Genomic DNA, 22,848 nt, shown 5'->3' with positions numbered 1-22,848 from the left:
AGCAAAAACATGCGCTTAATGCAACAGCCTCTTTTGATTTATGGGATTTCCACAAGCGGGACGCCCTCTGGGCGTCCCCTACAAGCCGCTAGCAGCTAACTGCTAGCGGCTACTTTTCTTCCCGTTCCAGGGCATCTTTCAGGGTATGCCATGCCAGGACGGCGCATTTGACGCGGGCCGGCATGTTGGAGATGTTCTTCAGGGCGATGGCGTCTTCCAGTTCTTCCAACTGGTCATCGTCGGTGACTTCCCGTTTGATCATATCCAGGAAGAGGTCGACCAGGCGCAGGGCTTCTTTGACGGTCTTGCCTTTGATGAGGTCGATCATGATGTCCGCCGAAGCCTGGCTGATGGCACAGCCGTGGCCCGTATAGGCAGCGTCTTTGATGACGCCGTCCTGGATGTCGGCCTGGAGGGTGATGTCGTCACCGCAACTCGGGTTGTGGCCGTGTTCGCTGAGGTTGGCATCTTCCAGGGGATGTTTATTTTCCTGACACTGATTGTGTTCCAAGATGATGTCGGAATACAATTCGTTCATATTTTCCATGACTTTCTATCTCCTTAATCTTTAAAGCCCATCTGTTTGCGGACGAGGGGCAGTTTTTCCAGGAAGTAGTCGACTTCTTCCAGGGTATTGTAGATATAGAAGCTGGCGCGGTTCGAGGCTTCTACGCCCAAGTGAGCGCCTAAAGGCTGTGCGCAGTGGTGGCCCGAACGGATGGCGATGCCGAAGCTGTCCAGGATGGTCGCTGCGTCATGGGGATGGACGCCGTCGATGGTGAAGGTAATGACGCCGGTCTTTTCAGCCGGGTCGGTACTGCCGATGATGTGGATATGAGGGATTTTCTTCATCCCTTCCAGGCAGTGGCGGGTCAGTTCTTCTTCATGGGCTTCGATGTTGTCCATGCCCAGGTCTTGCAAATAGTCGATGGCAGCGTGCAGGGCAACGGCACCTTCGACGTTCTGGGAACCGGCTTCGAATTTGAAGGGCAGTTCGTTAAAGGTCGTCGACTGTTCCTTGACATATTCGATCATGTCGCCGCCGAGGAGGAACGGTTCCATGTCTTCCAGGATGGCTTTCTTGCCGTAAAGGACGCCCGTGCTGGCAGAACCGCACATCTTGTGGCCCGAGAAGGCGAAGAAGTCGCAGTCCATATCCTGGACGTCGGTCTTCATGTGCGGTGTCGACTGAGCACCGTCGACGATGGCGATGGCTCCGACGGAATGGGCTTTGGCGACGATTTCCTTGACCGGGCGCTTCATGCCGAAGACGTTGCTGACAGCGGCAAAGGCGACGATTTTCGTCTTGTCGTCGATCTTAGCCAGGTCTTCTTCTGTGAAGTGGCCTTCTTCGTCGAGGTACATATAATCGAGTACGGCGCCGGTCTTCTGGCAGACGCGCTGCCACGTGACCAGGTCGGAATGGTGTTCCGAAATGGGGATGACGATCTTGTCGCCTTTCTTCAGGCGCGGTTCTGCATAGCTGCGGGCTACGAGGTTCAGCGCTTCCGTCGTATTGCGGACGAAGATGACTTCTTCCGTCGAAGCGGCGTTGATGAATTTGCGGACTGCTTCGCGGGCTTCGTCGTACAATTCACCGGCTTCGATGCTGAGGACGTGGGCACCGCGATGGGGATTGCCGTTGTGGTGTTCCAAGAGGTCTACGATGGCGTGGATGACCTGGTACGGTTTCTGCGTCGTCGCAGCGTTATCAAAGTAAACGATCTGATGTCCATTATGAACTTTAGTCAAGATGGGGAAATCTTTGCGTACATTTAGCATGGCAATCACCTTTCTTGCGGCAGAACTGCATCTTTTCGCGTACAGCCTGGAGCGCTTTATTTTCTAAATCTTTATCACCCAGGGCATCGATGACCGGGCGGATATTCGATTCGACGATGATCAGCTGGGCGCCGGTTTCATTGAAGCCGCGGCTCATGAGGTAGAAGAGCTTGTCCTTATCGATCTGACCGGCACTGGAAGCATGGTTCCCGACGACGTCGTCTTCCTTGCAGAGGAGGAGCGGTACGGAAATGGAATGGACCTTCGGGCTGAGCAGGATGCACGTATCCGATTCAGAACCGACGGCTTTCTTGCCGCCGCGGAGGAAGTCGATAGTACCGCGGAAGAACTTCTTCGACGTATCGAGGAGGGCGCCTGTCGTCAAGATGTCCGTATTGGTCTTGACGCCCTGTGTGGGAACCCAGTAAGAGAAGTCGACGACCTGGTCGTCATGGCCGAGGTACATGGCCTGGCTGTTGAAATTGCTTTCATCGTGCATGAGGTCTGTCTTGTAATAGACGATGGCTGCCTTGCCGCCCAGTTCGGCACTGACGTAGTCAATCGTACTTTCTTTGCCGGCATCGCCGTAGCGGTGTTCGACGTGGCGGACGTTTTCGCCGTTGAGCTGGACCTTGCTGACTTTGACGTGAGCCCCTTCGCCGGTCTTGACGTAAGTGAGGAAGTTGACTGAGCCGTCATCGGCACTGCCGTCAAATTCCAGGTAGACCGTCAAATCGCTGTGGGCAGCGGCTTCGATTTTGAGCTGAGCCGTAAGCTGAGGCATCGCTTCGCTGAGGCTGTATTTCAAATGAACCGACCCTTTCTGGTTTTCGCCGACGCTGACGGCGCAGCCAGAATTGGCCTGGTTCAGTGCTTTTTGGAGTTCTTCCGCATTGGAACCCTGGAAATCGCCGAGGTCCGGCATCTGATTGCCTTCATAGAAGGTCACCGCTGCGTCGCCGTCGTGGCGTTCTTCCGGCGTATAAGCCGGAGCAGCCTGGGCTTTCAAGGGGTCCAATTCCAGGTGATTGACCTTCATCCAGCGGAAGGTCGGGCGCGGGAGTTGGTTGTACTGGATTTTTTCTGTCTTTACTGCCATGATGTTCCTCCTCCCCTATTTCAACGAACCTTTGAGTTCGAGATTGATCAGGTTATTCATTTCGACGGCATATTCCAAAGGCAGTGCCTTGGATACCGGTTCGACGAAGCCCCGGACGAGCATAGCCCGCGCTTCATCTTCGCTGAGGCCGCGGCTCATGAGGTAGAAGATGGCTTCGTCGGAAATACGGCCGATGGAAGCTTCGTGGCCGAGGTCGATGTTGTCGTTCTTGACGACGATAGCCGGAATCGTATCGGACTGCGACTGTTCGTCGAGCATGAGCGATTCGCAGCTGACGTTGGCCTTGGCACCGTCAGCCGGCGGGTTGATGACGACACTGCCGCGATAGATGCAGACGCCGCCGCTCTTGCTGATGGATTTAGAATTGATGTTGCTCGTCGTGTTCGGTGCGTTGTGGACGACTTTCGAACCCGTGTCGAGGTACTGGCCCTTGCCGGCAAAGGTGACGCCTGTGAATTCGCAGTGTGCGCCTTCGCCCTGGAGAATACTCATGGGGTAGAGGCACGACGTATGGGAACCGAAGGAGCCCGTGACCCAGTTGATCGTGCCGTTCTTGCCGACGATGGCCCGCTTGGTATTGAGGTTGTACATGTTCTTGGACCAGTTTTCGATGGTCGAATAGGTCAGGGATGCATCGTCGCCGATGAACAATTCGACGCAGCCTGCATGGAGGTTGGCGACATTGTATTTCGGAGCGGAACAGCCTTCGATGAAGTGGACTTTCGCGCCCTTTTCGACGATGATCATCGTGTGTTCAAACTGGCCTGCGCCCGGTGCATTGAGTCGGAAATAACTCTGCAGCGGGATGGAGACATCGACACCGGCCGGAACGTAGACGAAGGAGCCACCGGACCAGACGGCACCGTGCAGAGCGGCGAACTTGTGGTCCGTCGGCGGGACGAGCTTCATGAAATGAGCCTTGACGATGTCTTCATATTTTTCCAGGGCCGTATCGAAGTCGGTATAGACGACGCCCTGCTGGACCAGTTCGTCCTGGATGCTGTGGTAGACGACTTCCGAGTCGTACTGGGCACCGACGCCGGCGAGGGACGTCTTTTCGGCTTCCGGGATACCCAGGCGGTCGAAGGTGTCTTTAATGTCATCGGGGACGTCGTTCCAGTCAGCTTTCATCTGAGCGTTCGGGCGGACATAAGTGACGATGTTGTCCATGTCGAGTTCGCTGATGTCCGGGCCCCAGTCGGGATATTCCATGTGGTTGAAGATATCCAGCGATTTGAGGCGGAAATCGAGCATCCACTTCGGTTCATGTTTCTTTTCCGAAATTTCACGGACGATGTCTTCCGTCAGACCGGCATCGGTCTTATAGGAATAGGTAAAATCTTTCTTAAAGTTATACATGTTGCCGAAGTCGGCGAAGGTATCGATCTTCTGGCGTTCTTCAGCGATTTTTTCTTCTTTCTGTTCGACCAGTTTTTCTTTTTCCTGATCGACCAGCTTTTCTTTATTATCAGCCATAGCTGTACCTCCTACTATCCTTTGTATGCGTCGTAGCCGTTGGCTTCAATAGCCTGGATGAGCGATGCATCGCCGGTCTTGACGATCTTGCCGTCGATGAGGATGTGGACGAAATCCGGTTTCAAGTGCTGCAAGATTTCACTGTGGTGGGTAATGACCAGGATGGAATTGTTTTCATTGTGGTACTTGGATACCGTGTCCGATACGATGCGGACGGCATCGACGTCGAGGCCCGAGTCGATTTCGTCGAGCATGGTCAGTTTCGGTTCGAGCATGCACATCTGGAGGATTTCCGTCTTTTTCCGTTCGCCGCCGGAGAAGCCGTCGTTGACATAGCGTTCAGCATAGGACTTATCCATCTTCAGCTGTTCCATCTGGGCGTGGAGCTTCTTACGGAAGGGCATGATGCGCTGCTGCTGACCCGATACGGTGCTCTTGGCGTTGCGAATGAAGTTTTCAACGGAAATGCCCTGGACGGCGATAGGCTGCTGGAAGGCCATGAAGATGCCTGCTTTGGCGCGTTCATTGACGGGAGCTTCCGTAATATCTTTGCCTTCAAAGAAGATCTTGCCGGCTGTGACGACGTATTTCGGGTTGCCCATGATGGCATTGAACAGCGTCGATTTGCCGGCGCCGTTGGAACCCATGATGACATGTGTTTCGCCTGTGTTGATCGTCAGGTCGAGGCCTTTGAGGATTTCTTTGCCTTCGACAGCGATGTGCAAGCCTTCTACTCTTAATAATTCACTCATCAGTATCACTCCTACATAAGTTATACGTTTCACCTCTCCCCTGCGCAGCAGGACAGAGCGCGAATTTTTGTATTGATAAAGTGTACCATTTAGATACACTTACTGGACTGTTCTTAATGTACTCCATAAACGCCACAAAGTCAACCTATTTAGTAGCGTTTCTGGTTATTTTTTATCAAATTTATTATGCATCCACCGGGCCCGGGCCTTGCTATGCATCCATACCTGCATGACACAGACGGCGACAGCTGCCGCCAGCAGGCCTAGAAGACCTGCCGACGGGCCGTCGACGACGATGGCATAGAGTAAATAGGCATAGACGACGATCCATAAGAAGACCTTGAGCTTCATGAGCTTGGTCAGCTTATTCACAGGCGCCGCATCCTTCACAATTTTCTTCCGGGTCCCCGAAGAGGCGGGCTTTCTGGCCGCGCATAGCCAGGACGGCCTGGATGTACATGGCACATTCGATGCGCTTCTTCTGGATCTTGCAGCTCAGTTCATACGGCGTCTGGATGTTGCCGCCGTACTTGATGTTATTGGCATGGCAGCCGCCGCTGCAGAAGAACTTGGCCCAGCAGTCGCAGCAGATGGGCTTGTTGAGGACGTGCATGTCGCGGAAGAGCGGCGGCAGTTCCGTATTGGTCACGCCGTCATAGACGTTGCCGATGACATAGTCGTCCTGGCCGACGAACTGATGACAGGGATAGATGTCGCCGTTGGGGACGACGCACATGTATTCATGGCCGGCACCGCAGCCGCGCAGGCGCTTGGCGATGCAGGGACCGCGATAGAGGTCCATGATGAAGTGATAATAAATGAAGGGCCGGCCTTCATCCATGCGTTTCAGGTAGAAATCGGCCAGGCGGTCGTATTCTTCATAAATGCGGGGCAAGTCGTCATCGGTGATGGCATAGGACAAGTCGTCGCCGACGACGGGTTCCATGGACAGGCCTTCAAAGCCGAGGTCGGCCATGTGTTCTACGTCTTTGGTGAAATCGAGGTTGTATTTTGTATACGTCCCGCGGACGTAATATTCTTCACCGTTGCGGTGTTTCGCCGCATAGACCTGATTGTCAGCACAGGTCTTGTACGAGCCGTGACCGCCGGCATCGGGACGCATGCGGTCGTGGACTTCCGGACGGCCGTCGAGACTCAGGATGAGGCTAATGTGATTATCCGTCAAATACTTGACCTTGGCCGGGTCGAGGAGCATGCCGTTCGTCGTCAGGGACAGCTTGAAGACTTTATCGTGGATTTTTTCCTGTTCCCGGATGTATTCGATGGTCTGCTTGACGACGCCGAAGTTCATCAGCGGTTCGCCACCAAAGAAGTCGATTTCGCAGTGCTGGCGTTTGCCTTCGGTGCTCTTGATGAGCAGGTCGACAGCGTGTTTGGCTACGTCGAAGCTCATGAGTTCCCGCTTGTGCGTATCGTAATCGCCCTGGGAGGCAAAGCAGTATTGACAGCGCAGGTTGCAATCGTGGGCAATGTTCAGGCAGAGCGATTTGATGACCGGTTCTTCTTCGGCGACGACCTTGAAGTTTTCCGTCATCGGTGCAAAGAGCATTTCCTTTTCGATGAGCTCATCCAGTTCGCCCAGGGTTTCGTCCAAATCCTTTTTATCGTACGTCCCGGCAAAGGCCTGATAGACAGCGTCTTTATTGGTACCGTCATAGACGTCGAGGACATCGTAGGTCATCTTGTCGATGACGTTGATGATGCCGCTGTTGACGTCGAGGAGCATGTACGTCCCGTTCTGACAGTATTTATGAATCATTGGTTTAATTTCAGCCATGAATAATGTTTCCTCCATACAAAAAGAAGGGGGTGCCGCGTGAGCGACGCCCCTTTTCCTTCACGTAACTTATTTTGTGCAGATCTGATTGCCAACAGTGCAAGAAGTTTTGCAAGCGGACTGGCAGGACGTCTGACATTCGCTGCAGCCAGCGTGCTGTGCCGTCTTCTGGATCGATTCTGTGTTGATCGTAATGATGTGTTTTGCCATGATATTCACCTCGCTATCAATGATTATTCCTTATTTTACCACATTCTCGGTGATTCTACAATATGACAGGATTACAAGAGTTTGAAGCCTTCAAAGAAGAAATTCTTGCCCATGCTGATGACGATGGACCGTTCATCGAATACGTCATTGGTATCGAAGAATACGTCGAAGCCTTTCTTATAAGTAGCATAAATCGAAGTGATGCGACTTAAATAACTGCGGATTTCCTCGGCTGTCACTTCCGGTTCGCCGTCAGAGCGCCATTTCTTGTTCTTGAAATTCGCAATCAGCGGCGCATGAGCGATGACACGGGAGCGGTGCGCCAAAACCCAGTTCCAAACTTCTTCACCGTACTGCTGTGCTTCCTCTTCATGACCTTCTTCGAGGCCATCGAGGGTAAACAGGACAGGCCGGCCTTCGTACATGATTTCATCCATGTAACTGCCTTTGACATATTTTAAATTCACAGAAGCACCCCCTGCAAAATCATGTGAAACATGACGAATATTTATGTCTAACTGTAATCATTGTATCGTGCTTCCGGGATATTGTCAATAAAAAGGTCCTGTCGCTATGCGACAGGACCTTTTTAGCAGTTAGCCGTTAGCAACTAGCAGTTCGTAGGGCCGTCCCAAAGGCCCGCCCAGATATTTGGCGCCAAACTACAAACTATAAAGAGAAAGGGACCGCACACGATAGAATAAACATTCGTGCGACAGTCCCTTTTAAGCGGCTAGCAGCTAGCTGCTAGTTTGTTAGTCCATTTTTACGAAAGCGTCTTTATCAGCGCCGCAGGTCGGACATACCCAATCTGCCGGGAGATCAGCGAATTTCGTGCCAGCTGCGATACCGTTATCTGCATCGCCTTCAGCTTCGTCATAAATGTAACCACAAATGCTGCATTCGTACTTATCCATGTTCTTTTCCTCCTGAATCAACGTATTAACGAATAATTCTTATTAATTATTTTGACACGTTTATAATATCATATTGGTCCAAAAAAAGCAAGATTATTTTATGACTTATTTTGCCTGTCTGCCCATATTGATATCAATGATGCCCGACGAATACGGTGCTACCTCATACTGGCCAAAGACGAAGTGGATATTGCGGCTCTTGTCGAGATAGAAATTCTTCGGGTCTTCTGTCAGACCGTTGAAGTACGTCGACAGGACGTGGCCGCTCAGGGTCAGTTTATTGGTGATTTTCTTGAGGGTGAAATACTTTTCATCGCCCGGTTTAACCAGGTCACGCCAGTTGGTGATGCGCTTGCCCGTCGCCATATCGAAGACGACGCCGGTCTTCCAGCTGGTCGGATGGGCAGCCCTGTCGAAATAGAGATAGCCTTCATCGAGGAAGGACAAATATTTGCCATCGTTCAAGGTGACGGTATAGGTCTTCTCTTCCGTCAATTTGACGCCTTTATTGCCCTGCTGGTCGAAAAAGGTCTTGGCCTGCTGCTGCTCATCGGCAAAATACTGGGCTATCAGCTGGGCAGCTCCGGCATTTTCCGTCATCGTGATGGACGGGTATTGGATACTGAGGACGCTGCCATCGCTGTGAGTATACACGGCTTTGGGCGCATCCTGGATGACGGCCGGCGAAGCGGCCATGGCGGCGGCCCCCATGAGCCAGGCGCCGCATAAAACGGTGAGGACTTTCTTTTTCATCATCATAATCCCTCCTCTTTCATTTCTTTCTATTATATCATATCTATTGGGTCAATTTCCTCTTTTCATCCGTCCCCAGGCGAAAGAAATAATAGACATTTTCCGCAGCCTGGCGGTTCATGCCCGGCACGGCAGCCAGTTCGTCAATGGAAGCGGTCTTCATGTCGGCCAGCGTCTTGAAAGCCGTCCACAAGGCCTTGCGCCGCTTGGGCCCGATGCCTTCGACGTGGTCCAGGATGGATACGAGACTGCGCTTACCCCGCAGGTGACGGTGATAGGTAATGGCAAAGCGGTGGGCTTCGTCGCGGATGGCCTGCAGCAGCTGGAGTTCCGGCGTGTGATGGCTGAGGATGATGGAATCGCTGCGGCCTTCGACGAAGACTTCTTCGATGCGCTTGGCCAGACTGATGACCGGTGCTTCGCAGCCAGCCTGGCGGATGACCGGCAGGGCCGCATGGAGCTGGCCTTTGCCGCCGTCGATGATGATCAGGTCCGGCACGGGCCAATCCTTTTCGCCATAGCGCCGTTCCATGATTTCCGCCATGGACTTAAAGTCATCAGGCTTGCCCTGGACGGTCTTCAGTTTGAAGCGGCGATACTCTTTCTTAGCCGGCTGACCGTGCTCGAAGACGACCATCGAGGCCACGGTCTCTATCCCCTGGGTATGGGAAATATCGAAGCACTCCATGCGCTCCGGCAGGCAGGGCAGATTGAGGATGCGCGCCAGGCCTTCGACGGCACCGGTCGTCTTGTCTACGTCGTGCTGCCATTGCAGGCGTTTCTGTTCCAACAGGCCGACTGCATTTTCGGAAGCCATGTCCAGGAGCTGTTTCTTCGGCCCCCGCTGGGGAATGACGACGGTCACTTTCCTGCCCTTCTGCTGGCTCAGGCGGCGTTCGCAGCCGTCCAGGTCTTCCAGGGCCGGCACGACGATTTCTGACGGGATGAAGGTCCCGTCGCTGTAATACTGATCGACGACGGCTTCCATCAGAGACGGCACGTCGTCATCGCTGCTGTTGTCCAGGGAAAAGGTCTCCCGTCCCATGAGCTTGCCCATGCGGACCGTATAGATCTGGACGCACGTCTGTCCGGCCTGGCGGGCCAGGCCGATGACGTCCATATCGCCGCCAGCCGTATTGACGATGTTCTGCTGTTCCTGGATGACGGCAATGGCCTTGATCTGGTCGCGGTACATGGCGGCCTTTTCGAATTCCATGGATTCAGCAGCGTCTTCCATCTCCTGCTGAAGCGACCGGGAAATGCCGCTGTCCCGGCCTTCGAGGATATCCAGGGCCTGGCGGACCCGGGCCCCGTAGTCGGCTTTGGTAATATAGTGGACGCACGGCGCATCACAGTGGTGCAAGTGATATTGCAGGCACGGCCGGTCTGTCGGCATGGTCCGGCACGAGCGGATATGGTAAGCCCGCTGCATGAGTTTCAGGACACGGTGGACTGCCGTCGAGTCGGCAAAGGGTCCGAAATAGCGGGCGCCGTCGCGGCTGACGCGGCGGGTCATGAAGATGCGCGGATAATCTTCCTGGACAGTGACCTTGATATAAGGATAGGTCTTGTCGTCGCGGAGCATAATATTGTAATGGGGATGGTATTTCTTGATGAGCGTATTTTCCAGGATGAGAGCTTCCATTTCCGTGGCGACGACGATGGTTTCCAAATCGGCAGCATGGCTGACCATGGCCGCTACTTTCGGCGCCCTGTTGGCATCGTGGCGGACGTAACTGGTCACGCGGTTGCGCAGGTTGACGGCTTTGCCAACGTAAATGATCTTGCCCTTTTCATCCTTCCAGAGATAGACGCCGGGCTGGGTCGGCAGGTTGCGGACTTTTTCCCGGACGGCCTCGCTGACGGCCATGGCTTATACCCCCTTCTTGCCGGCCATGATGGCCTTGGTCCGTTCCAGGACGGGCTTGAGGAACTGACCCGTATAGGATTCCGGTACCTGGCAGATTTCTTCGGGCGTCCCCGTGGCGACGACCGTACCGCCGCCGGCACCGCCTTCGGGACCGAGGTCGATGAGGTAGTCTGCCGTCTTGATGACGTCCAGGTTGTGTTCGATGACGACGACCGTATCGCCGCCGTCGACGAGCATCTGCAAGACGTCCATGAGCTTGTGGATATCCGCCGTATGCAGGCCCGTCGTCGGTTCGTCGAGGATATACAGGGTCCGGCCGGTACTGCGCTTGGACAATTCCGTCGCCAGCTTGACCCGCTGGGCTTCGCCGCCGGACAGGGTCGTCGCCGGCTGGCCCAGGCGGATATAGCCCAGGCCGACTTGCTGCAGCGTCTTCAGCTTATTGACGATGCGCGGTATGTTTTCAAAGAACTGGCAGGCGTCGTCGACAGTCATGTTGAGGACGTCGGAAATATTCTTGCCCTTGTATTTGACTTCCAGCGTTTCCCTGTTATAGCGGGCGCCGTGGCAGACTTCACAGGGGACGTAGACGTCAGGCAGGAAGTTCATTTCGATGCGGATGATGCCGTCGCCTTTGCAAGCTTCGCAGCGGCCGCCTTTGATGTTGAAGCTGAAGCGGCCGGCCTTGTAGCCCCGGACCTTGGCTTCTGCCGTCTGGCTGTAGAGTTGGCGGATGAAGTCAAAGACGCCCGTATACGTCGCCGGATTGGACCGCGGCGTCCGGCCGATAGGCGACTGGTCGATGTTGATGATCTTGTCGATGTATTCAACGCCTTTCAGGGCCTTGAACCTGCCCGGCCGGTGCGGCGTGCCGTAGACGGCTTCGGCCATGCCCTTGTAGAGGATTTCATTGACCAGCGTCGACTTGCCCGAGCCGGACACGCCGGTGACGACGGTCAGGGTCCCGATGGGGATGGAGACGTTTATATGTTTTAAATTGTGCTCAGCTGCGCCGATGATTTCCAAAAAGGTGCCATTCCCCTGGCGCCGTTCTTGCGGAACGGGGATATACTTGGTCCCCTTCAGATACTGGCCCGTCAAAGACTGAGGGCAGGCCATGATGTCATCGGCCGTGCCTTGGGCAACGATAGTGCCGCCGTGTTCCCCTGCTTCCGGTCCGATATCGACGATATAATCGGCAGCACGCATGGTGTCTTCATCGTGTTCGACGACAATGAGCGTATTGCCCAGGTCGCGCAGGCGCTTAAGGGCTTCCAGGAGCTTGTCGTTGTCCCGCTGGTGCAGGCCGATGGACGGTTCGTCCAGGATATAGAGGACGCCGACCAGGCCCGACCCGATCTGGGTGGCCAGGCGGATACGCTGGGCTTCGCCGCCGGACAGGGTGCCCGCCGTCCGCGACAATGTCAGGTAGTCCAGGCCGACGGTCTGCAAGAAATTCAGGCGGGCCTTGATTTCCTTGAAGATCTGCTTGCCAATGAGCTGCTGTTTTTCCGTCAATTTCAAGTTATCGAAGAAGGAAATCATGTCGCTGACGGGCAAATCCGTCAATTCGGCGATGTTCAGGCCGCCGATCTTGATGGCCAGCGCTTCGTGGCGCAGGCGTGCACCGTGGCACGTCGAGCAGGGCTTGACAGTCATGAACTGGCCGAACTGGTCGCGCATCATGTCCGACGAGGCTTCGCGGTAGCGGCGGCGGACCATGGGCAGGATTCCTTCAAAGGCCGTGGCGAACTGCTTCACTTCGCCGCGCAGGTTCTCGTATTCAAAGACGCACGTATCGTCTGAGCCGTTCATGAGTTTTTCCTGCAATTCTTCCGGCAAGTCATCGTAGCAGTTATCCAAGGTAAAACCGTAAGGCCGCAGCAGGCCGCCGAGCTGGCGCATGAACCACGAATCGGGGTTGCTGCTGAGGGCCGCTACGGCGCCGTCGGCAAAGGATTTCTTGTGGTCCGGCAGGACCAGATGCGCGTCGACTTCCATGGTGCTGCCAATGCCTGAGCAGGCCGGGCAGGCGCCGAAGGGGCTGTTGAAGGAAAAGAGGTGGGGTTCGATTTCCGGCAGGCTGACATGGCAGTCCGGGCAGGCGAAGTGCTGGCTGAAGGTCAGGACCTCTTTCGTCGCCATGCGGAAAATATGGACGATGCCATCGGCCAATTTAGCCGCCGTTTCCAGGGAATCAGTCAGGCGCGTCAAGATACTGTCCTTGATGACCAGGCGGTCGATGATGACGTCGATAGTGTGCTTTTTATTTTTATCCAGGGGGATATCGTCGGACAAGAGATAGACTTCGCCGTCGACGCGGACGCGGACATAGCCATCTTTGACCAGCCGGGCCAGGAGCTTCTGATGAGTCCCCTTTCGCCCGTCGACGACAGGCGCCATGACCATGACCTTCTCGCCTTCGCCGAGGGCCATAACGGCATCGGCCATCTGCTCGATGGTCTGCTGACGGATGGGCTTACCGCATTTCGGGCAGTAGGCCTCGCCGACACGGGCGTAGAGCAGGCGCAGGTAATCGTAGATTTCCGTGACCGTCCCTACTGTCGACCGGGGATTGCGGCTCGTCGTCTTCTGGTCGATGGAAATGGCCGGCGACAAGCCTTCGATGTAATCGACGTCGGGCTTATCCATCTGGCCCAGGAACTGCCGGGCATAGGCCGACAACGATTCGACATAGCGGCGCTGGCCTTCGGCATAAATCGTATCAAAAGCCAGGGACGACTTGCCCGAGCCGGACAGACCCGTAAAGACGACGAGCTTGTCCCGGGGAATCTTGACGTCGATATTCTTTAAATTGTGCTGACGTGCACCTTTGATGACAATATATTTATCTTGCACTTTGTGCCTCCCGTTATCATAACGTTCATCGTTCGTCGTGATGGGCTAAAATTTAAAACCTGCTTCGAGGAACGACCCACGAACTACGAACTACGTTTACTTCTTCTTCGCATCCGGCCGTTTTATCTTGCGGCGGTAGCGGCGCTTGGGCATGTCTTCGCCCTGTATGTTTTTAGGCAGGGTATCATCGTGGCTCATATCGGCCAGCTGCTGGCGCAATTGGCCCAGGCGGTCGCGCAGTTCGGCGGCTTTTTCAAATTCCAGGTTCTTCGACGCCTCTTTCATCTGCAAGGTCATGGTCTTGATGACTTTGTTCAGGGCCTCGCGGGTCATCTTGCCGCCTTTCTTCCCCTTCTGGCTGCCATAGGCCGCTTCCGTTTCGGCGACTTTCGTCAGTTCGATGAGGTCGACGACGTCTTTTTTGACCGATTTCGGCGTAATGTGATGTTTTTTATTATATGCATCCTGGATTTCCCGGCGCCGCTGCGTTTCTTCCATAGCCTTGGCCATGGAGTCGGTAATCTTGTCGGCATACATGATGACCTGTCCATGGACGTTTCGCGCCGCCCGGCCCATAGTCTGGATGAGCGACGTTTCTGAACGCAGGAAGCCTTCTTTATCGGCATCGAGAATGGCTACCAGCGAGACTTCCGGCATATCCAGGCCTTCGCGCAGGAGGTTGATGCCGACCAGGACGTCGAAGACGCCGGCCCGCAGGTCGCGAATGATGTCGGCCCGTTCGATGGTGGCGATATCCGAATGGAGATAGCGCACGCGGACGCCCATTTCCTTCAGGTAATCCGTCAGGTCTTCGGCCATCTTCTTGGTCAGCGTCGTCACCAGGACGCGTTCGTCCTTTTCTGTACGCTTGCGGATTTCACCCAACAGGTCATCCATCTGTCCGGCAATGGGACGGACTTCCACTTTCGGGTCCAACAGGCCCGTCGGCCTGATGATCTGCTGGGCCAGATTGGTCTGGACTTCCATTTCATAAGGGCCAGGCGTAGCGCTGACGTAGACAATCTGGTTGATGCGTTCGACGAATTCCTCAAATTTCAACGGCCTGTTATCCAAAGCCGACGGCAGGCGGAAGCCGTATTCGATGAGGTTTTCCTTGCGCGACCGGTCGCCAGCGTACATAGCCCGCAGCTGCGGCAGGGTGACATGCGATTCGTCGACGAGGATGAGGAAGTCATCGGGGAAATAGTCGAGGAGCGTATACGGCGCCTGACCGGGCTTGCGGCCGGCCAGGTGGCGCGAATAGTTTTCGATGCCTGAGCAGTAGCCCATTTCTTCCATCATTTCCATGTCATAGCGCGTGCGCTGTTCCAGCCGCTGGGCTTCCAGCAAGTGGCCGCCGTCTTTCAGCACTTTCAGCCGTTCGTCCAATTCCTGGCGGATCGTCCCCAGGGCCCGTTCCATCTTGTCCTTTGTCGTGACATAATGGCTGGCCGGATAAATGGCGACGTGCTTGCGCTCGGCAATGACTTCGCCTGTCAGGACGTCGACTTCCGTGAGCCTGTCGATTTCATCGCCGAACATTTCGATGCGGATGATGGAATTGTCGAAGGCCGCCGGAAAGACTTCGATTGTATCGCCATGGACGCGAAAGGTCCCGCGTTCGAGGTTCATGTCGTTGCGGCTGTACTGGATATCGACGAGCTTGTGCAGTATTTCTTCCTGCGGCTTTTCCTGCCCCAGTCGCAGAGATACGACGAGTTCACTGTAGTCTTCCGGGTCGCCTAAGCCGTAGATACAGGAAACGGAAGCGACGATGATGACATCGCGCCGTTCAAAGAGGCTCATCGTCGCCGAGTGGCGCAATTTATCGATTTCATCGTTGATGGACGCGTCTTTCTCGATGTACGTATCTGTCGAGGCGATATAGGCTTCGGGCTGATAGAAGTCGTAATAACTGACGAAATAACCGACTTCGTTATCGGGAAAGAATGACTTGAATTCACTGCACAGCTGGGCAGCCAGGGTCTTATTGTGGGCAATGACCAGGGTCGGTTTCTGGACGGCTTCGATGAGCTTGGCCATAGTGAAGGTCTTGCCCGTCCCGGTAGCCCCGACGAGGACCTGGGCCCATTGGCCGGAACGGATGCCGTCTGCCAGAGAGGCGATGGCCTCGGGCTGGTCGCCCATAGGTTCATAAGGGGCGACGACGTGGAAAGGGTGGGACGTATCGTAATCTTTATTGTAATGGGACATATCCATAAGCGTTACCTCTTTTTCGGCCCTTTCTTCCAATTCTTATACAAAGACCAGGGCCAGAGAACCGTAACCAGGACGGTAAAGGCAAAGCCTGCGTCCGACCAGTTGCGGGTGAATAAGACAAAATAGGACCAGGCCAGGGCAGCAAAGCCGACGAGGTACAAGACCCAGGTTCTCCGGTCCAGACCGTGAGCGGGTCCTTTCTTCTTTTTCGGCTGTGCCGTTGCGGCTGTCCCTTCCGGAACGGCTGCAGTATTCCTGGCTTTTTTGCGCCGATTCTTGCGTGACATAATAATCCCCCTTATTTATTGACGATTTTCCCGATATTCTTCAATTCAATGGACAAGGTCCCATCGGGGTTGTTGATGAATTGGATGAAGTCGGTATTTTCGATATATTCCGACGGAAAAGTAATCTCGATGCCCGTATCGGTCTTGATTTTATGGCTGCGGCCGGCTTTCTGGGCATATTCCTTTTCGATGGCTACGGCTTCAGGCAGTTTCGCTTCTTTGACTTGTTCTTCAAATTCCCGCTGCAGGACCGGCGAATCGCCGAAGACGTCGCTTCCCAGGTCCTGCGGCGAGAAGGAATCGGCCGTTTCGGCATTTTCCACCAGATAGGTCTTGGCTTTGGATAAGGCTTCGACCGTGCTGGCGCCGTGTTCTTCCGCTACTTTTTCGGCAATCTTGCTGACGACCTTCACGGCTTCCTTGCTGGAAATGACCGACGTGCACTGCAGGAGCTTGTCCGGCAGGAGGTAGACGTCTTCACCGTCCATTTTCCGCTTCTTGTCAACGAAATGGATAGAAAAATCGTTCAGGCGGATGAGGGCATAGGCCTCGGCTTTCTGCGCCGTCCCGGGCAGGATGGCGTAATGTTTGATGAGCTTGTTGTAGACCGTCCCTTCGTCGTCGAGGATCTGATGGGTATAGGCCGTCTTGTTGTCCAGCATGAGGATGCCCAGGTTGCGGACATCGTCGTCATCCTGGAAGTCGATGACCAGGAGGTCTGTCGATTCCGGTTCATCACAATGGGACACGAGCTGGTAGAGCTCGCGGGCGATCTGGGACGCCAAATCGTCGAAAGTCAGGGTCCCGTCGACGAGGGCCTGCAGTTTCATCTGAAAGGCGCTGGTCGCATAGAAGACGCCCGTCTTCTGGGCGGCATCGCCGATGATGCGGTTCAGCCGCTTGCTGACGTATTCGTAGACGACATCGCTGCTGAAATCGAGGTCCTTCTGGGATACGATGCAGACGTTGGTATTGAAATCAAAAATATGGAGTACAGCGGTATTGATCATCATAATGGGCATTCATCCTTTACGCTTGTTTTCGTAATTCAAAGACACTGGCCTCACGGGAACAGAGGACGCGGAAAGGCAGCCAGTGGCCTGTGCCGCGGTTGACATAGCCCCGGCAGTCCCCTTTCTGGAACATACCGCGGAGGTACTTGAAGCCCAGGGCCGTGACCAAGGGCGCAATGGGCGCGAACTGGGCGCCGTGCGTATGGCCGCACAAGGTCAGGGGGATGTGATGGGCAAAGCCTTCGTCGATAAAGGCCGAATGATGGGCCAGCATGACGACAAAAGCATCTTCCGGAACCTTAGTCAGCGTTTCCCGGACATACTGTTCCCGTTCTTTGGCAAAGGCTTCATCACCCTTGGCAAAGCTGTAATCAGTGGCGGCGATATAAAAAGACCGGCCGTCGCGGCCATTGCAGCCCCTCAGGCCCTGACCGCAGCCGCGGCTGGCCTGGAAGGCGGAATTGCGCAGTACCCGGACCGGCGTGTCATCGAGCATGGCTGTAATCGCATCGAAACTGCGGTAATACTCGTGATTGCCATAGCAGAAGTCGATGCCGTCAGGGAAGCGGCTGGCATTGGCTTTGAGGATGGCCTGGGCCTTGGGCAGCAGGGCCAGTTCATCGATGAGGTCGCCTGTGATTTCCAGGCGGTTCACGCCCTGTGCCGCTACGGCATCGAGGGCTTCCTGCAATCGCCGTGTACTGAAAAAGAGCCCCATGTGCAGGTCAGAGAGCTGGCCGATTTTATAGCCGTCGAGATAATCGGGCAGGTTCTTGTATTTCAAGACATGGTAGGTCGTATCCAAATCGCGTTCGCCCAAGAGATTGCCCGCTCCGCTGGTGGCGAAAGCCGCCACGGGGATCAGCGCCGCCAGGCCTTTGAGGAAAGACCGGCGCGTCACGCCCGACGAGCGCCGTTGACGCCGACGCCCTCTCCGGCGGCGCCGGGGCCGGCAGAAAAAGCGGGCTATGGCGACGACGACCAGGCAGGGAAAGGCCAAGAGACAGGCTAGCAGCCAGATCAGGCCGGCCATGGCCTTGCCGTCATAGAGACCTTCCCAGCCCGACGCGATGAGGCCGGGAAAGAGGTCTTCATAATGGTAGAGGCCGGCTGCCGATAAGACGGCCAGCAGCAATGTCCCCAGGAACAGCAGCCAGCGATGGCCCGTGCGGACGACATAATCCCATAACAGCGCCGCGACGACGCAGATACAGGATGTAATGACCATGAAGTTAATAAAGAAAAGACCTTTCATCAATTATACCATGGCAGTGATCTTGCCGTGCGGTCCGGCCCAGGGCAAGGACGCGTAGTCCTTGCAGTCGATCCACTGCCAATCCTCCTCTTCTCCGAGTTTCCCCTGGGTGATGCAGCCTTCATAGACCGTCATCTGCCAGGTCTTATGCGAAAAGACGCTCTTCAGGGAGCCTACAGGCTGGTCATCGGCAGCCAGGGTCAGTCCTTTTTGCGCCAAGAGCTGACGGACTGCAGCGATGCCCTCTTTCCCCTTCCCCAGGGCATTGGGAAATTCCCACATCGACGCCAAGAGGCCCTTGGGCGGACGGCGGTGGACGAGCCACTGGTCCCCATGTCGGACGACGACGACAGTAATTTCTTCGACAGGCGATTTCTTCTTGACCAGCCGGATGGGCAGATCACATTCTTTCCCAGCCCGGTGAGCCAGGCAGAGCCCTTCCAGCGGACAGTCCGGACAGCGGGGATGCTTGGGGATACAGACCATGGCCCCTAAGTCCATGAGGGCTTCGTTAAAGGTCCCTGGCGCTTCGTCGGGAAGCTGTTCTTCTACGAGAGCCGTGATTTTCTTCTTGACCGGCGTCGACAAGATATTCTCTTCAATATCGTAAAGGCGGGCAAAGATGCGCAGGACGTTGCCGTCGACAGCGGCTTCCTTCTGACCGTAAGCCAGGCTTAAAATGGCGCCGGCTGTATAATCGCCAACGCCTTTCAGGGACTGTACGTCTTTTTTATTTTCCGGCACATGGCCGCCGTATTTGGCCTGTACTTCCTGGACCGCTTCATGGAGGTTGCGGGCCCGCGAGTAATACCCCAAGCCCTGCCACTGCCGCAGGACTTCATCCTGGGAAGCCGCCGCCAGGGCGGGAATGGTCGGGAAATGGTCCATCCAGCTGTCATAATAGGGACGGACGGTTTCGACTTTCGTCTGCTGCAGCATGATTTCCGACACCCAGACCTTATAAGGATCCCGCGGCGATTCGTCGCGCCAGGGCAGATCCCGGCCATGGGCGGCAAACCAGTCGAGGAGCAGCGGGCTCCAATGTTCTTTCTTTATATCCATATAAATAAGCCTCTTTCTTTCTACACTATCAACTACTAGTATAGAAATCCAGAGGCTTTTTGTCAAACACGCGTTCTCTCAAGTTTCATCACGTTTCCGAATGGACGCCGTCACGGAGATGCAGGTCCTCTTTCTTGGGCTGCACGGCTTTGCGCCCTTTCTGATACTTTTCATACTGCTGCAGCATTTTCCATTGGCGGAAATTCTCTGCCATGATTTTTTCCATTCGCCATACATACATAAAGAGGCCCCCTCTCAAGACACGATATAATAAAAAGCAAAAAGACAACGACATCATGGACGACATCGTTGTCTTTTCTTTGTCTTCATTATATCGCTGATTTTCCTCTTGTCAAGGACCACGAACCACTATATCCTGTGCAGGTGTTTCAGGGATAAATCCAGGATGGGCGCGGAATGGGTCAGGGCACCGCTGGATATGTAATCGACGCCGATATCGGCCAGGGCGGCGATATTTTCTTTGGTCACGTTGCCGGAACATTCCGTTTCAGCCCGGCCGTCGATGAGGGCTACAGCTTCTTTCATCATGTCGTGGCTCATGTTATCCAGCATGATGATGTCCGCACCGGCTCCGACGGCTTCGCGGACCATGTCCAGCGTTTCCGTTTCGACTTCGATCTTGCGGACGAAAGGCGCATAGGCTTTGGCCATGGCAATGGCCTTGGCCACGCCGCCGGCGGCACTGATATGGTTGTCCTTGAGGAGGATGCCGTCCGATAAGTTATAGCGGTGGTTCTTGCCGCCGCCGACGGTGACGGCGTATTTTTCAAAGACCCGCATGTTCGGCGTCGTCTTGCGCGTATCGACGAGGGTCATCCCCGTCCCTTCCAACAAGGATACGACCTGGTGGGTATAAGTCGCAATGCCGCTCATGCGCTGCAAATAGTTCAGGCCAACCCGTTCGGCCGACAAGATGGCCCGCATACTGCCGACGACTTTGGCCAGTTTCTGGCCTTTATGGACTTCATCGCCATCTTTGACGAAAAACTCGAACCATACCTTGTCGTCCAGCAGAGTAAAGGGCCGGGCAAAGACATCGAGGCCGGCGATGATGCCGTCCTGTTTGCACAGGAGTTCCGCTTCACCCAGGCAGTCTTCCGGCAAAATGGCATTGGTCGTCACGTCTTCACCGGTGATGTCTTCCTGCAGGGCCTGTAAAATCAAAGGATCAGCCTGCAATTTCATGGTTACGCTGTTCATCACATTCACGCTCCCTTTCCATTTCACCTAAGACATGACGGCGGTATTCTTCAGCCAGTGTATCTTCATGACTGCCGATGAAGGCTTCTGACGGCGCACAGGCTTGGGCAAACTCGGCGGCACTGACTACCTGCTGTGGCTGCTTTTCTGTTTCCACGATGTGCTGGGCTGCGCGCTTGCCGAAGACCAGGCTTTCCAGGAGAGAATTGCTGGCCAGGCGGTTGCGGCCGTGGACGCCGTTGCAGCTCGTTTCGCCGACGGCATAGAGATGGTCCATCGTCGTCTGGCTGTACTTGTCGACGTGGATGCCGCCCATGAAGTAGTGCTGGGCCGGCGTGACCGGGACCCAGTCCTTCGTCGCATCGATGCCGTCTTCCAGGCAGCGTTCATAAATGTGCGGGAAATGATGCTTAATGACGTCTTTGCCGAGGACGGTCATGTCGAGCCAGACGAAGGGGCGGTCGTCCTTCTTCATCTGTTTGCGGATTTCGGCCGTCATCAAATCGCGGGGCAGGACTTCGTTGGCAAAACGCTGACCGTCTTTGCCGCGCAGCTTGGCACCTTCACCGCGGACTGATTCAGAAATAAGGAAGCTCCGGCCCGGCTTTTTGGAATAGAGCGACGTCGGATGGATCTGGACGTAGTCGATGTGTTCCAGTTCGACGCCATGGCGCATGGCAATGGCCAGGGCATCGCCAGTGAGATGCGGGAAATTCGTCGAATGGTCATACAAGCCGCCGACACCGCCACTGGCCAGAATCGTTTCATCGGCCTGGATAGCTCGGTAACGGCCCTGGCTGTCGCGGGCGATGATGCCCAGGCAGCGGTTCCCGTCGGTGACGATGTCGACCATAGTCGTAAAATCGCGGATAGTCACATTGGGCAGCTGGCGGACAGCCGCTAAGAGATGGCTGGTGATTTCCTTGCCCGTAATATCTTCATGGAACAAGATACGCGGCCGCGAGTGGCAGCCTTCCCGCGTATAATCGAGAGAGCCGTCGGCTTTGCGGGCAAAATCGACGCCGTAGGCGATGAGTTCATTGATGACCGGCCGCGACGAGCGGATCATGATATCGACGGATTCACGCCGGTTTTCATAGTGGCCGGCTTTGAGTGTATCTTCCATGAAACTGTCGTAATCGTCCTTATCGTGAAGGACGCAGATGCCCCCTTGGGCTAAAAAAGAATCGCTGTTTTCTACTTCATCTTTGGTAATCATCAGGACTCGTTTATCCCGGGGCAGATGCAGGGCGGCAAAGAGGCCGCTGGCCCCGGTACCGACGATGACGATATCTGTTTTTTCTGTTTCCATTGCTATTACCTTCTTCTATTTGGCTAATTCCAGCATCCGTTCCAGCGAACGGACAGCTTTTCCGGCGACGTCCGGATCGACGCGGACTTCATTCGTTTCATCGCGTAGGCAGTCGCGGACTTTTTCCAGCGTGACTTTTTTCATATTGATGCAGTATGCATCTTCCATGGCCGGATAAAAAGTCTTATCCGGATTGCGCGTCTCTAATTCATAGAAGACGCCGCCTTCCGTACCGATGATGAATTCCTTGGCATCGGACTTGCCGGCATAGTCGATGATGCCCGACGTACTGCCGACATAATCGGCCAGGGCCAGGACTTCTTTGCGGCATTCCGGATGGGCCAGGAACAAGGCCTGGGGATGAGCCGCCTGGACCTGTTTCACATAAGCCGGGTCGACCGTATCATGGCGCGGACAGAAGCCGTCGTTGAGGATAAAATGCTTGTCCGGGACCTGCGTCGATACGTAATGACCCAGATTCCGGTCAGGCGTAAAGAAAATATGCTTGTTCGGCAGTTTCCGGACAATCTTGACGGCATTCGACGACGTGACGCAGACATCGGACACAGCCTTGACAGCAGCCGTCGAATTGACATAGCAGACAACGGCCAGATCATCATATTGGGAACGGACTTTTTCAATCGTCTTTACGTCAGCCATATGAGCCATAGGGCAGCTGGCCGTCGCATCGGGCATGAGGACCTTCTTTTCCGGGTTGAGCATCTTGGCACTTTCCCCCATAAAGTCGACACCGGCAAAGACGATGACCTTGGCATCCGTTTCAATCGCCTTCTTGGCCAGGCCAAAAGAATCACCGACAAAATCTGCATATTCCTGAACTTCATCAGGTACATAATAGTGAGCAAGGATAATAGCCTGCTTCTCTTTTTTCAGAGCTGCAATCTCATCTTCGATATACACCAAACTTCATCCTTTCAGTG

22 protein-coding genes are annotated in these 22,848 nt (G+C 54.9%); all 22 read right to left on the bottom strand.

The features are described 5' to 3' along the window. Positions 1–109 precede the first annotated feature (109 nt). The gene (gene sufU / locus ACFCTO_RS00630; protein ID WP_020310466.1) at positions 110–547 is read right to left on the bottom strand and encodes a Fe-S cluster assembly sulfur transfer protein SufU; all 438 of its coding nucleotides are present in this window, start codon (positions 545–547) and stop codon (positions 110–112) included. 14 nt (positions 548–561) lie between these two features. Next, positions 562–1,782, bottom strand: a complete 1,221-nt coding sequence (locus ACFCTO_RS00625) for an aminotransferase class V-fold PLP-dependent enzyme (RefSeq protein ID WP_292261949.1) — start codon at positions 1,780–1,782, stop codon at positions 562–564. Next, on the bottom strand, positions 1,745–2,881 hold the full coding sequence (locus tag ACFCTO_RS00620; RefSeq protein ID WP_292261950.1) for a SufB/SufD family protein: 1,137 nt from the start codon (positions 2,879–2,881) through the stop codon (positions 1,745–1,747). Before ACFCTO_RS00620 ends, ACFCTO_RS00625 begins: the two co-directional genes overlap by 38 nt. 15 nt (positions 2,882–2,896) lie before the next feature. After that, positions 2,897–4,261, bottom strand: coding sequence for a Fe-S cluster assembly protein SufB (gene sufB / locus ACFCTO_RS00615; protein ID WP_292261954.1), 1,365 nt, complete (start codon positions 4,259–4,261; stop codon positions 2,897–2,899). A gap of 131 nt (positions 4,262–4,392) precedes the next feature. Continuing rightward, positions 4,393–5,130 carry a Fe-S cluster assembly ATPase SufC gene (sufC, locus tag ACFCTO_RS00610; protein WP_292108376.1) on the bottom strand — a complete coding sequence of 246 codons (738 nt, stop codon included), beginning with the start codon at positions 5,128–5,130 and terminating at the stop codon, positions 4,393–4,395. A gap of 165 nt (positions 5,131–5,295) precedes the next feature. Further along, positions 5,296–5,502 carry a hypothetical protein gene (locus ACFCTO_RS00605; protein ID WP_020310471.1) on the bottom strand — a complete coding sequence of 69 codons (207 nt, stop codon included), beginning with the start codon at positions 5,500–5,502 and terminating at the stop codon, positions 5,296–5,298. After that, a complete protein-coding gene (scfB, locus tag ACFCTO_RS00600) occupies positions 5,495–6,928 on the bottom strand; it encodes a thioether cross-link-forming SCIFF peptide maturase (RefSeq protein ID WP_020310472.1) in 1,434 nt (477 codons plus the stop codon). Before scfB ends, ACFCTO_RS00605 begins: the two co-directional genes overlap by 8 nt. Before the next feature lie 69 nt (positions 6,929–6,997). Next, positions 6,998–7,138 carry a six-cysteine ranthipeptide SCIFF gene (scfA, locus tag ACFCTO_RS00595; RefSeq protein ID WP_014017076.1) on the bottom strand — a complete coding sequence of 47 codons (141 nt, stop codon included), beginning with the start codon at positions 7,136–7,138 and terminating at the stop codon, positions 6,998–7,000. Between the two features lie 71 nt (positions 7,139–7,209). Next, positions 7,210–7,605 (bottom strand): hypothetical protein, encoded by a 396-nt coding sequence (locus ACFCTO_RS00590; protein ID WP_292261952.1) that lies wholly within the window; start codon positions 7,603–7,605, stop codon positions 7,210–7,212. 288 nt (positions 7,606–7,893) lie between these two features. Beyond that, the gene (locus ACFCTO_RS00585) at positions 7,894–8,055 is read right to left on the bottom strand and encodes a rubredoxin (RefSeq protein WP_054336352.1); all 162 of its coding nucleotides are present in this window, start codon (positions 8,053–8,055) and stop codon (positions 7,894–7,896) included. 105 nt (positions 8,056–8,160) lie between these two features. Beyond that, positions 8,161–8,811 carry an RsiV family protein gene (locus ACFCTO_RS00580; RefSeq protein ID WP_292262238.1) on the bottom strand — a complete coding sequence of 217 codons (651 nt, stop codon included), beginning with the start codon at positions 8,809–8,811 and terminating at the stop codon, positions 8,161–8,163. Positions 8,812–8,851: 40 nt separating this feature from the next. After that, positions 8,852–10,678, bottom strand: coding sequence for an excinuclease ABC subunit UvrC (uvrC, locus tag ACFCTO_RS00575; RefSeq protein ID WP_302484945.1), 1,827 nt, complete (start codon positions 10,676–10,678; stop codon positions 8,852–8,854). 3 nt (positions 10,679–10,681) lie between these two features. Then, on the bottom strand, positions 10,682–13,537 hold the full coding sequence (uvrA, locus tag ACFCTO_RS00570) for an excinuclease ABC subunit UvrA (RefSeq protein WP_299721328.1): 2,856 nt from the start codon (positions 13,535–13,537) through the stop codon (positions 10,682–10,684). Between the two features lie 96 nt (positions 13,538–13,633). Continuing rightward, complete coding sequence (gene uvrB / locus ACFCTO_RS00565) at positions 13,634–15,751, bottom strand: excinuclease ABC subunit UvrB (RefSeq protein WP_499876244.1); 2,118 nt, start codon at positions 15,749–15,751, stop codon at positions 13,634–13,636. 11 nt (positions 15,752–15,762) lie between these two features. Beyond that, on the bottom strand, positions 15,763–16,044 hold the full coding sequence (locus tag ACFCTO_RS00560; protein ID WP_292301688.1) for a hypothetical protein: 282 nt from the start codon (positions 16,042–16,044) through the stop codon (positions 15,763–15,765). A gap of 11 nt (positions 16,045–16,055) precedes the next feature. Continuing rightward, positions 16,056–17,057, bottom strand: a complete 1,002-nt coding sequence (locus ACFCTO_RS00555; RefSeq protein ID WP_020310479.1) for a nucleoid-associated protein — start codon at positions 17,055–17,057, stop codon at positions 16,056–16,058. A 16-nt stretch (positions 17,058–17,073) separates the two neighbouring features. Next, entirely contained in the window at positions 17,074–18,312 is a 1,239-nt protein-coding gene (locus ACFCTO_RS00550) for a metallophosphoesterase (protein ID WP_292301683.1), read from the bottom strand. Positions 18,313–18,315: 3 nt separating this feature from the next. Continuing rightward, complete coding sequence (mutY, locus tag ACFCTO_RS00545) at positions 18,316–19,374, bottom strand: A/G-specific adenine glycosylase (protein WP_499876168.1); 1,059 nt, start codon at positions 19,372–19,374, stop codon at positions 18,316–18,318. 88 nt (positions 19,375–19,462) lie between these two features. Then, complete coding sequence (locus ACFCTO_RS00540) at positions 19,463–19,615, bottom strand: hypothetical protein (protein ID WP_020310481.1); 153 nt, start codon at positions 19,613–19,615, stop codon at positions 19,463–19,465. Between the two features lie 128 nt (positions 19,616–19,743). Continuing rightward, complete coding sequence (gene nadC / locus ACFCTO_RS00535; RefSeq protein ID WP_499876243.1) at positions 19,744–20,595, bottom strand: carboxylating nicotinate-nucleotide diphosphorylase; 852 nt, start codon at positions 20,593–20,595, stop codon at positions 19,744–19,746. Further along, on the bottom strand, positions 20,564–21,907 hold the full coding sequence (locus tag ACFCTO_RS00530; protein ID WP_499876167.1) for an L-aspartate oxidase: 1,344 nt from the start codon (positions 21,905–21,907) through the stop codon (positions 20,564–20,566). Before ACFCTO_RS00530 ends, nadC begins: the two co-directional genes overlap by 32 nt. Before the next feature lie 15 nt (positions 21,908–21,922). Beyond that, the gene (gene nadA, locus ACFCTO_RS00525) at positions 21,923–22,828 is read right to left on the bottom strand and encodes a quinolinate synthase NadA (protein ID WP_499876166.1); all 906 of its coding nucleotides are present in this window, start codon (positions 22,826–22,828) and stop codon (positions 21,923–21,925) included. Positions 22,829–22,848 lie beyond the last annotated feature (20 nt).

This window comes from Megasphaera indica (assembly GCF_046614755.1).
In the GTDB taxonomy this organism is placed as follows: Bacteria; Bacillota; Negativicutes; order Veillonellales; family Megasphaeraceae; genus Megasphaera; species Megasphaera intestinihominis.
The sequence above is the reverse complement of the archived record's forward strand: the minus strand, read 5'-3'. Positions and strand labels throughout refer to the sequence as shown.

What these genes read in the sequence shown, in the direction of transcription:
- sufU (WP_020310466.1), bottom strand. Translation starts at nt 547, where the DNA reads ATGGAAAATATGAACGAATTGTATTCCGACATCATCTTGGAACACAAT.
- ACFCTO_RS00625 (WP_292261949.1), bottom strand. Translation starts at nt 1,782, where the DNA reads ATGCTAAATGTACGCAAAGATTTCCCCATCTTGACTAAAGTTCATAAT.
- ACFCTO_RS00620 (WP_292261950.1), bottom strand. Translation starts at nt 2,881, where the DNA reads ATGGCAGTAAAGACAGAAAAAATCCAGTACAACCAACTCCCGCGCCCG.
- sufB (WP_292261954.1), bottom strand. Translation starts at nt 4,261, where the DNA reads ATGTATAACTTTAAGAAAGATTTTACCTATTCCTATAAGACCGATGCC.
- sufC (WP_292108376.1), bottom strand. Translation starts at nt 5,130, where the DNA reads ATGAGTGAATTATTAAGAGTAGAAGGCTTGCACATCGCTGTCGAAGGC.
- scfB (WP_020310472.1), bottom strand. Translation starts at nt 6,928, where the DNA reads ATGGCTGAAATTAAACCAATGATTCATAAATACTGTCAGAACGGGACG.
- scfA (WP_014017076.1), bottom strand. Translation starts at nt 7,138, where the DNA reads ATGGCAAAACACATCATTACGATCAACACAGAATCGATCCAGAAGACG.
- ACFCTO_RS00585 (WP_054336352.1), bottom strand. Translation starts at nt 8,055, where the DNA reads ATGGATAAGTACGAATGCAGCATTTGTGGTTACATTTATGACGAAGCT.
- ACFCTO_RS00580 (WP_292262238.1), bottom strand. Translation starts at nt 8,811, where the DNA reads ATGATGAAAAAGAAAGTCCTCACCGTTTTATGCGGCGCCTGGCTCATG.
- uvrC (WP_302484945.1), bottom strand. Translation starts at nt 10,678, where the DNA reads ATGGCCGTCAGCGAGGCCGTCCGGGAAAAAGTCCGCAACCTGCCGACC.
- uvrB (WP_499876244.1), bottom strand. Translation starts at nt 15,751, where the DNA reads ATGTCCCATTACAATAAAGATTACGATACGTCCCACCCTTTCCACGTC.
- ACFCTO_RS00560 (WP_292301688.1), bottom strand. Translation starts at nt 16,044, where the DNA reads ATGTCACGCAAGAATCGGCGCAAAAAAGCCAGGAATACTGCAGCCGTT.
- ACFCTO_RS00555 (WP_020310479.1), bottom strand. Translation starts at nt 17,057, where the DNA reads ATGATGATCAATACCGCTGTACTCCATATTTTTGATTTCAATACCAAC.
- ACFCTO_RS00550 (WP_292301683.1), bottom strand. Translation starts at nt 18,312, where the DNA reads ATGAAAGGTCTTTTCTTTATTAACTTCATGGTCATTACATCCTGTATC.
- mutY (WP_499876168.1), bottom strand. Translation starts at nt 19,374, where the DNA reads ATGGATATAAAGAAAGAACATTGGAGCCCGCTGCTCCTCGACTGGTTT.
- ACFCTO_RS00540 (WP_020310481.1), bottom strand. Translation starts at nt 19,615, where the DNA reads ATGTATGTATGGCGAATGGAAAAAATCATGGCAGAGAATTTCCGCCAA.
- nadC (WP_499876243.1), bottom strand. Translation starts at nt 20,595, where the DNA reads ATGAACAGCGTAACCATGAAATTGCAGGCTGATCCTTTGATTTTACAG.
- ACFCTO_RS00530 (WP_499876167.1), bottom strand. Translation starts at nt 21,907, where the DNA reads ATGGAAACAGAAAAAACAGATATCGTCATCGTCGGTACCGGGGCCAGC.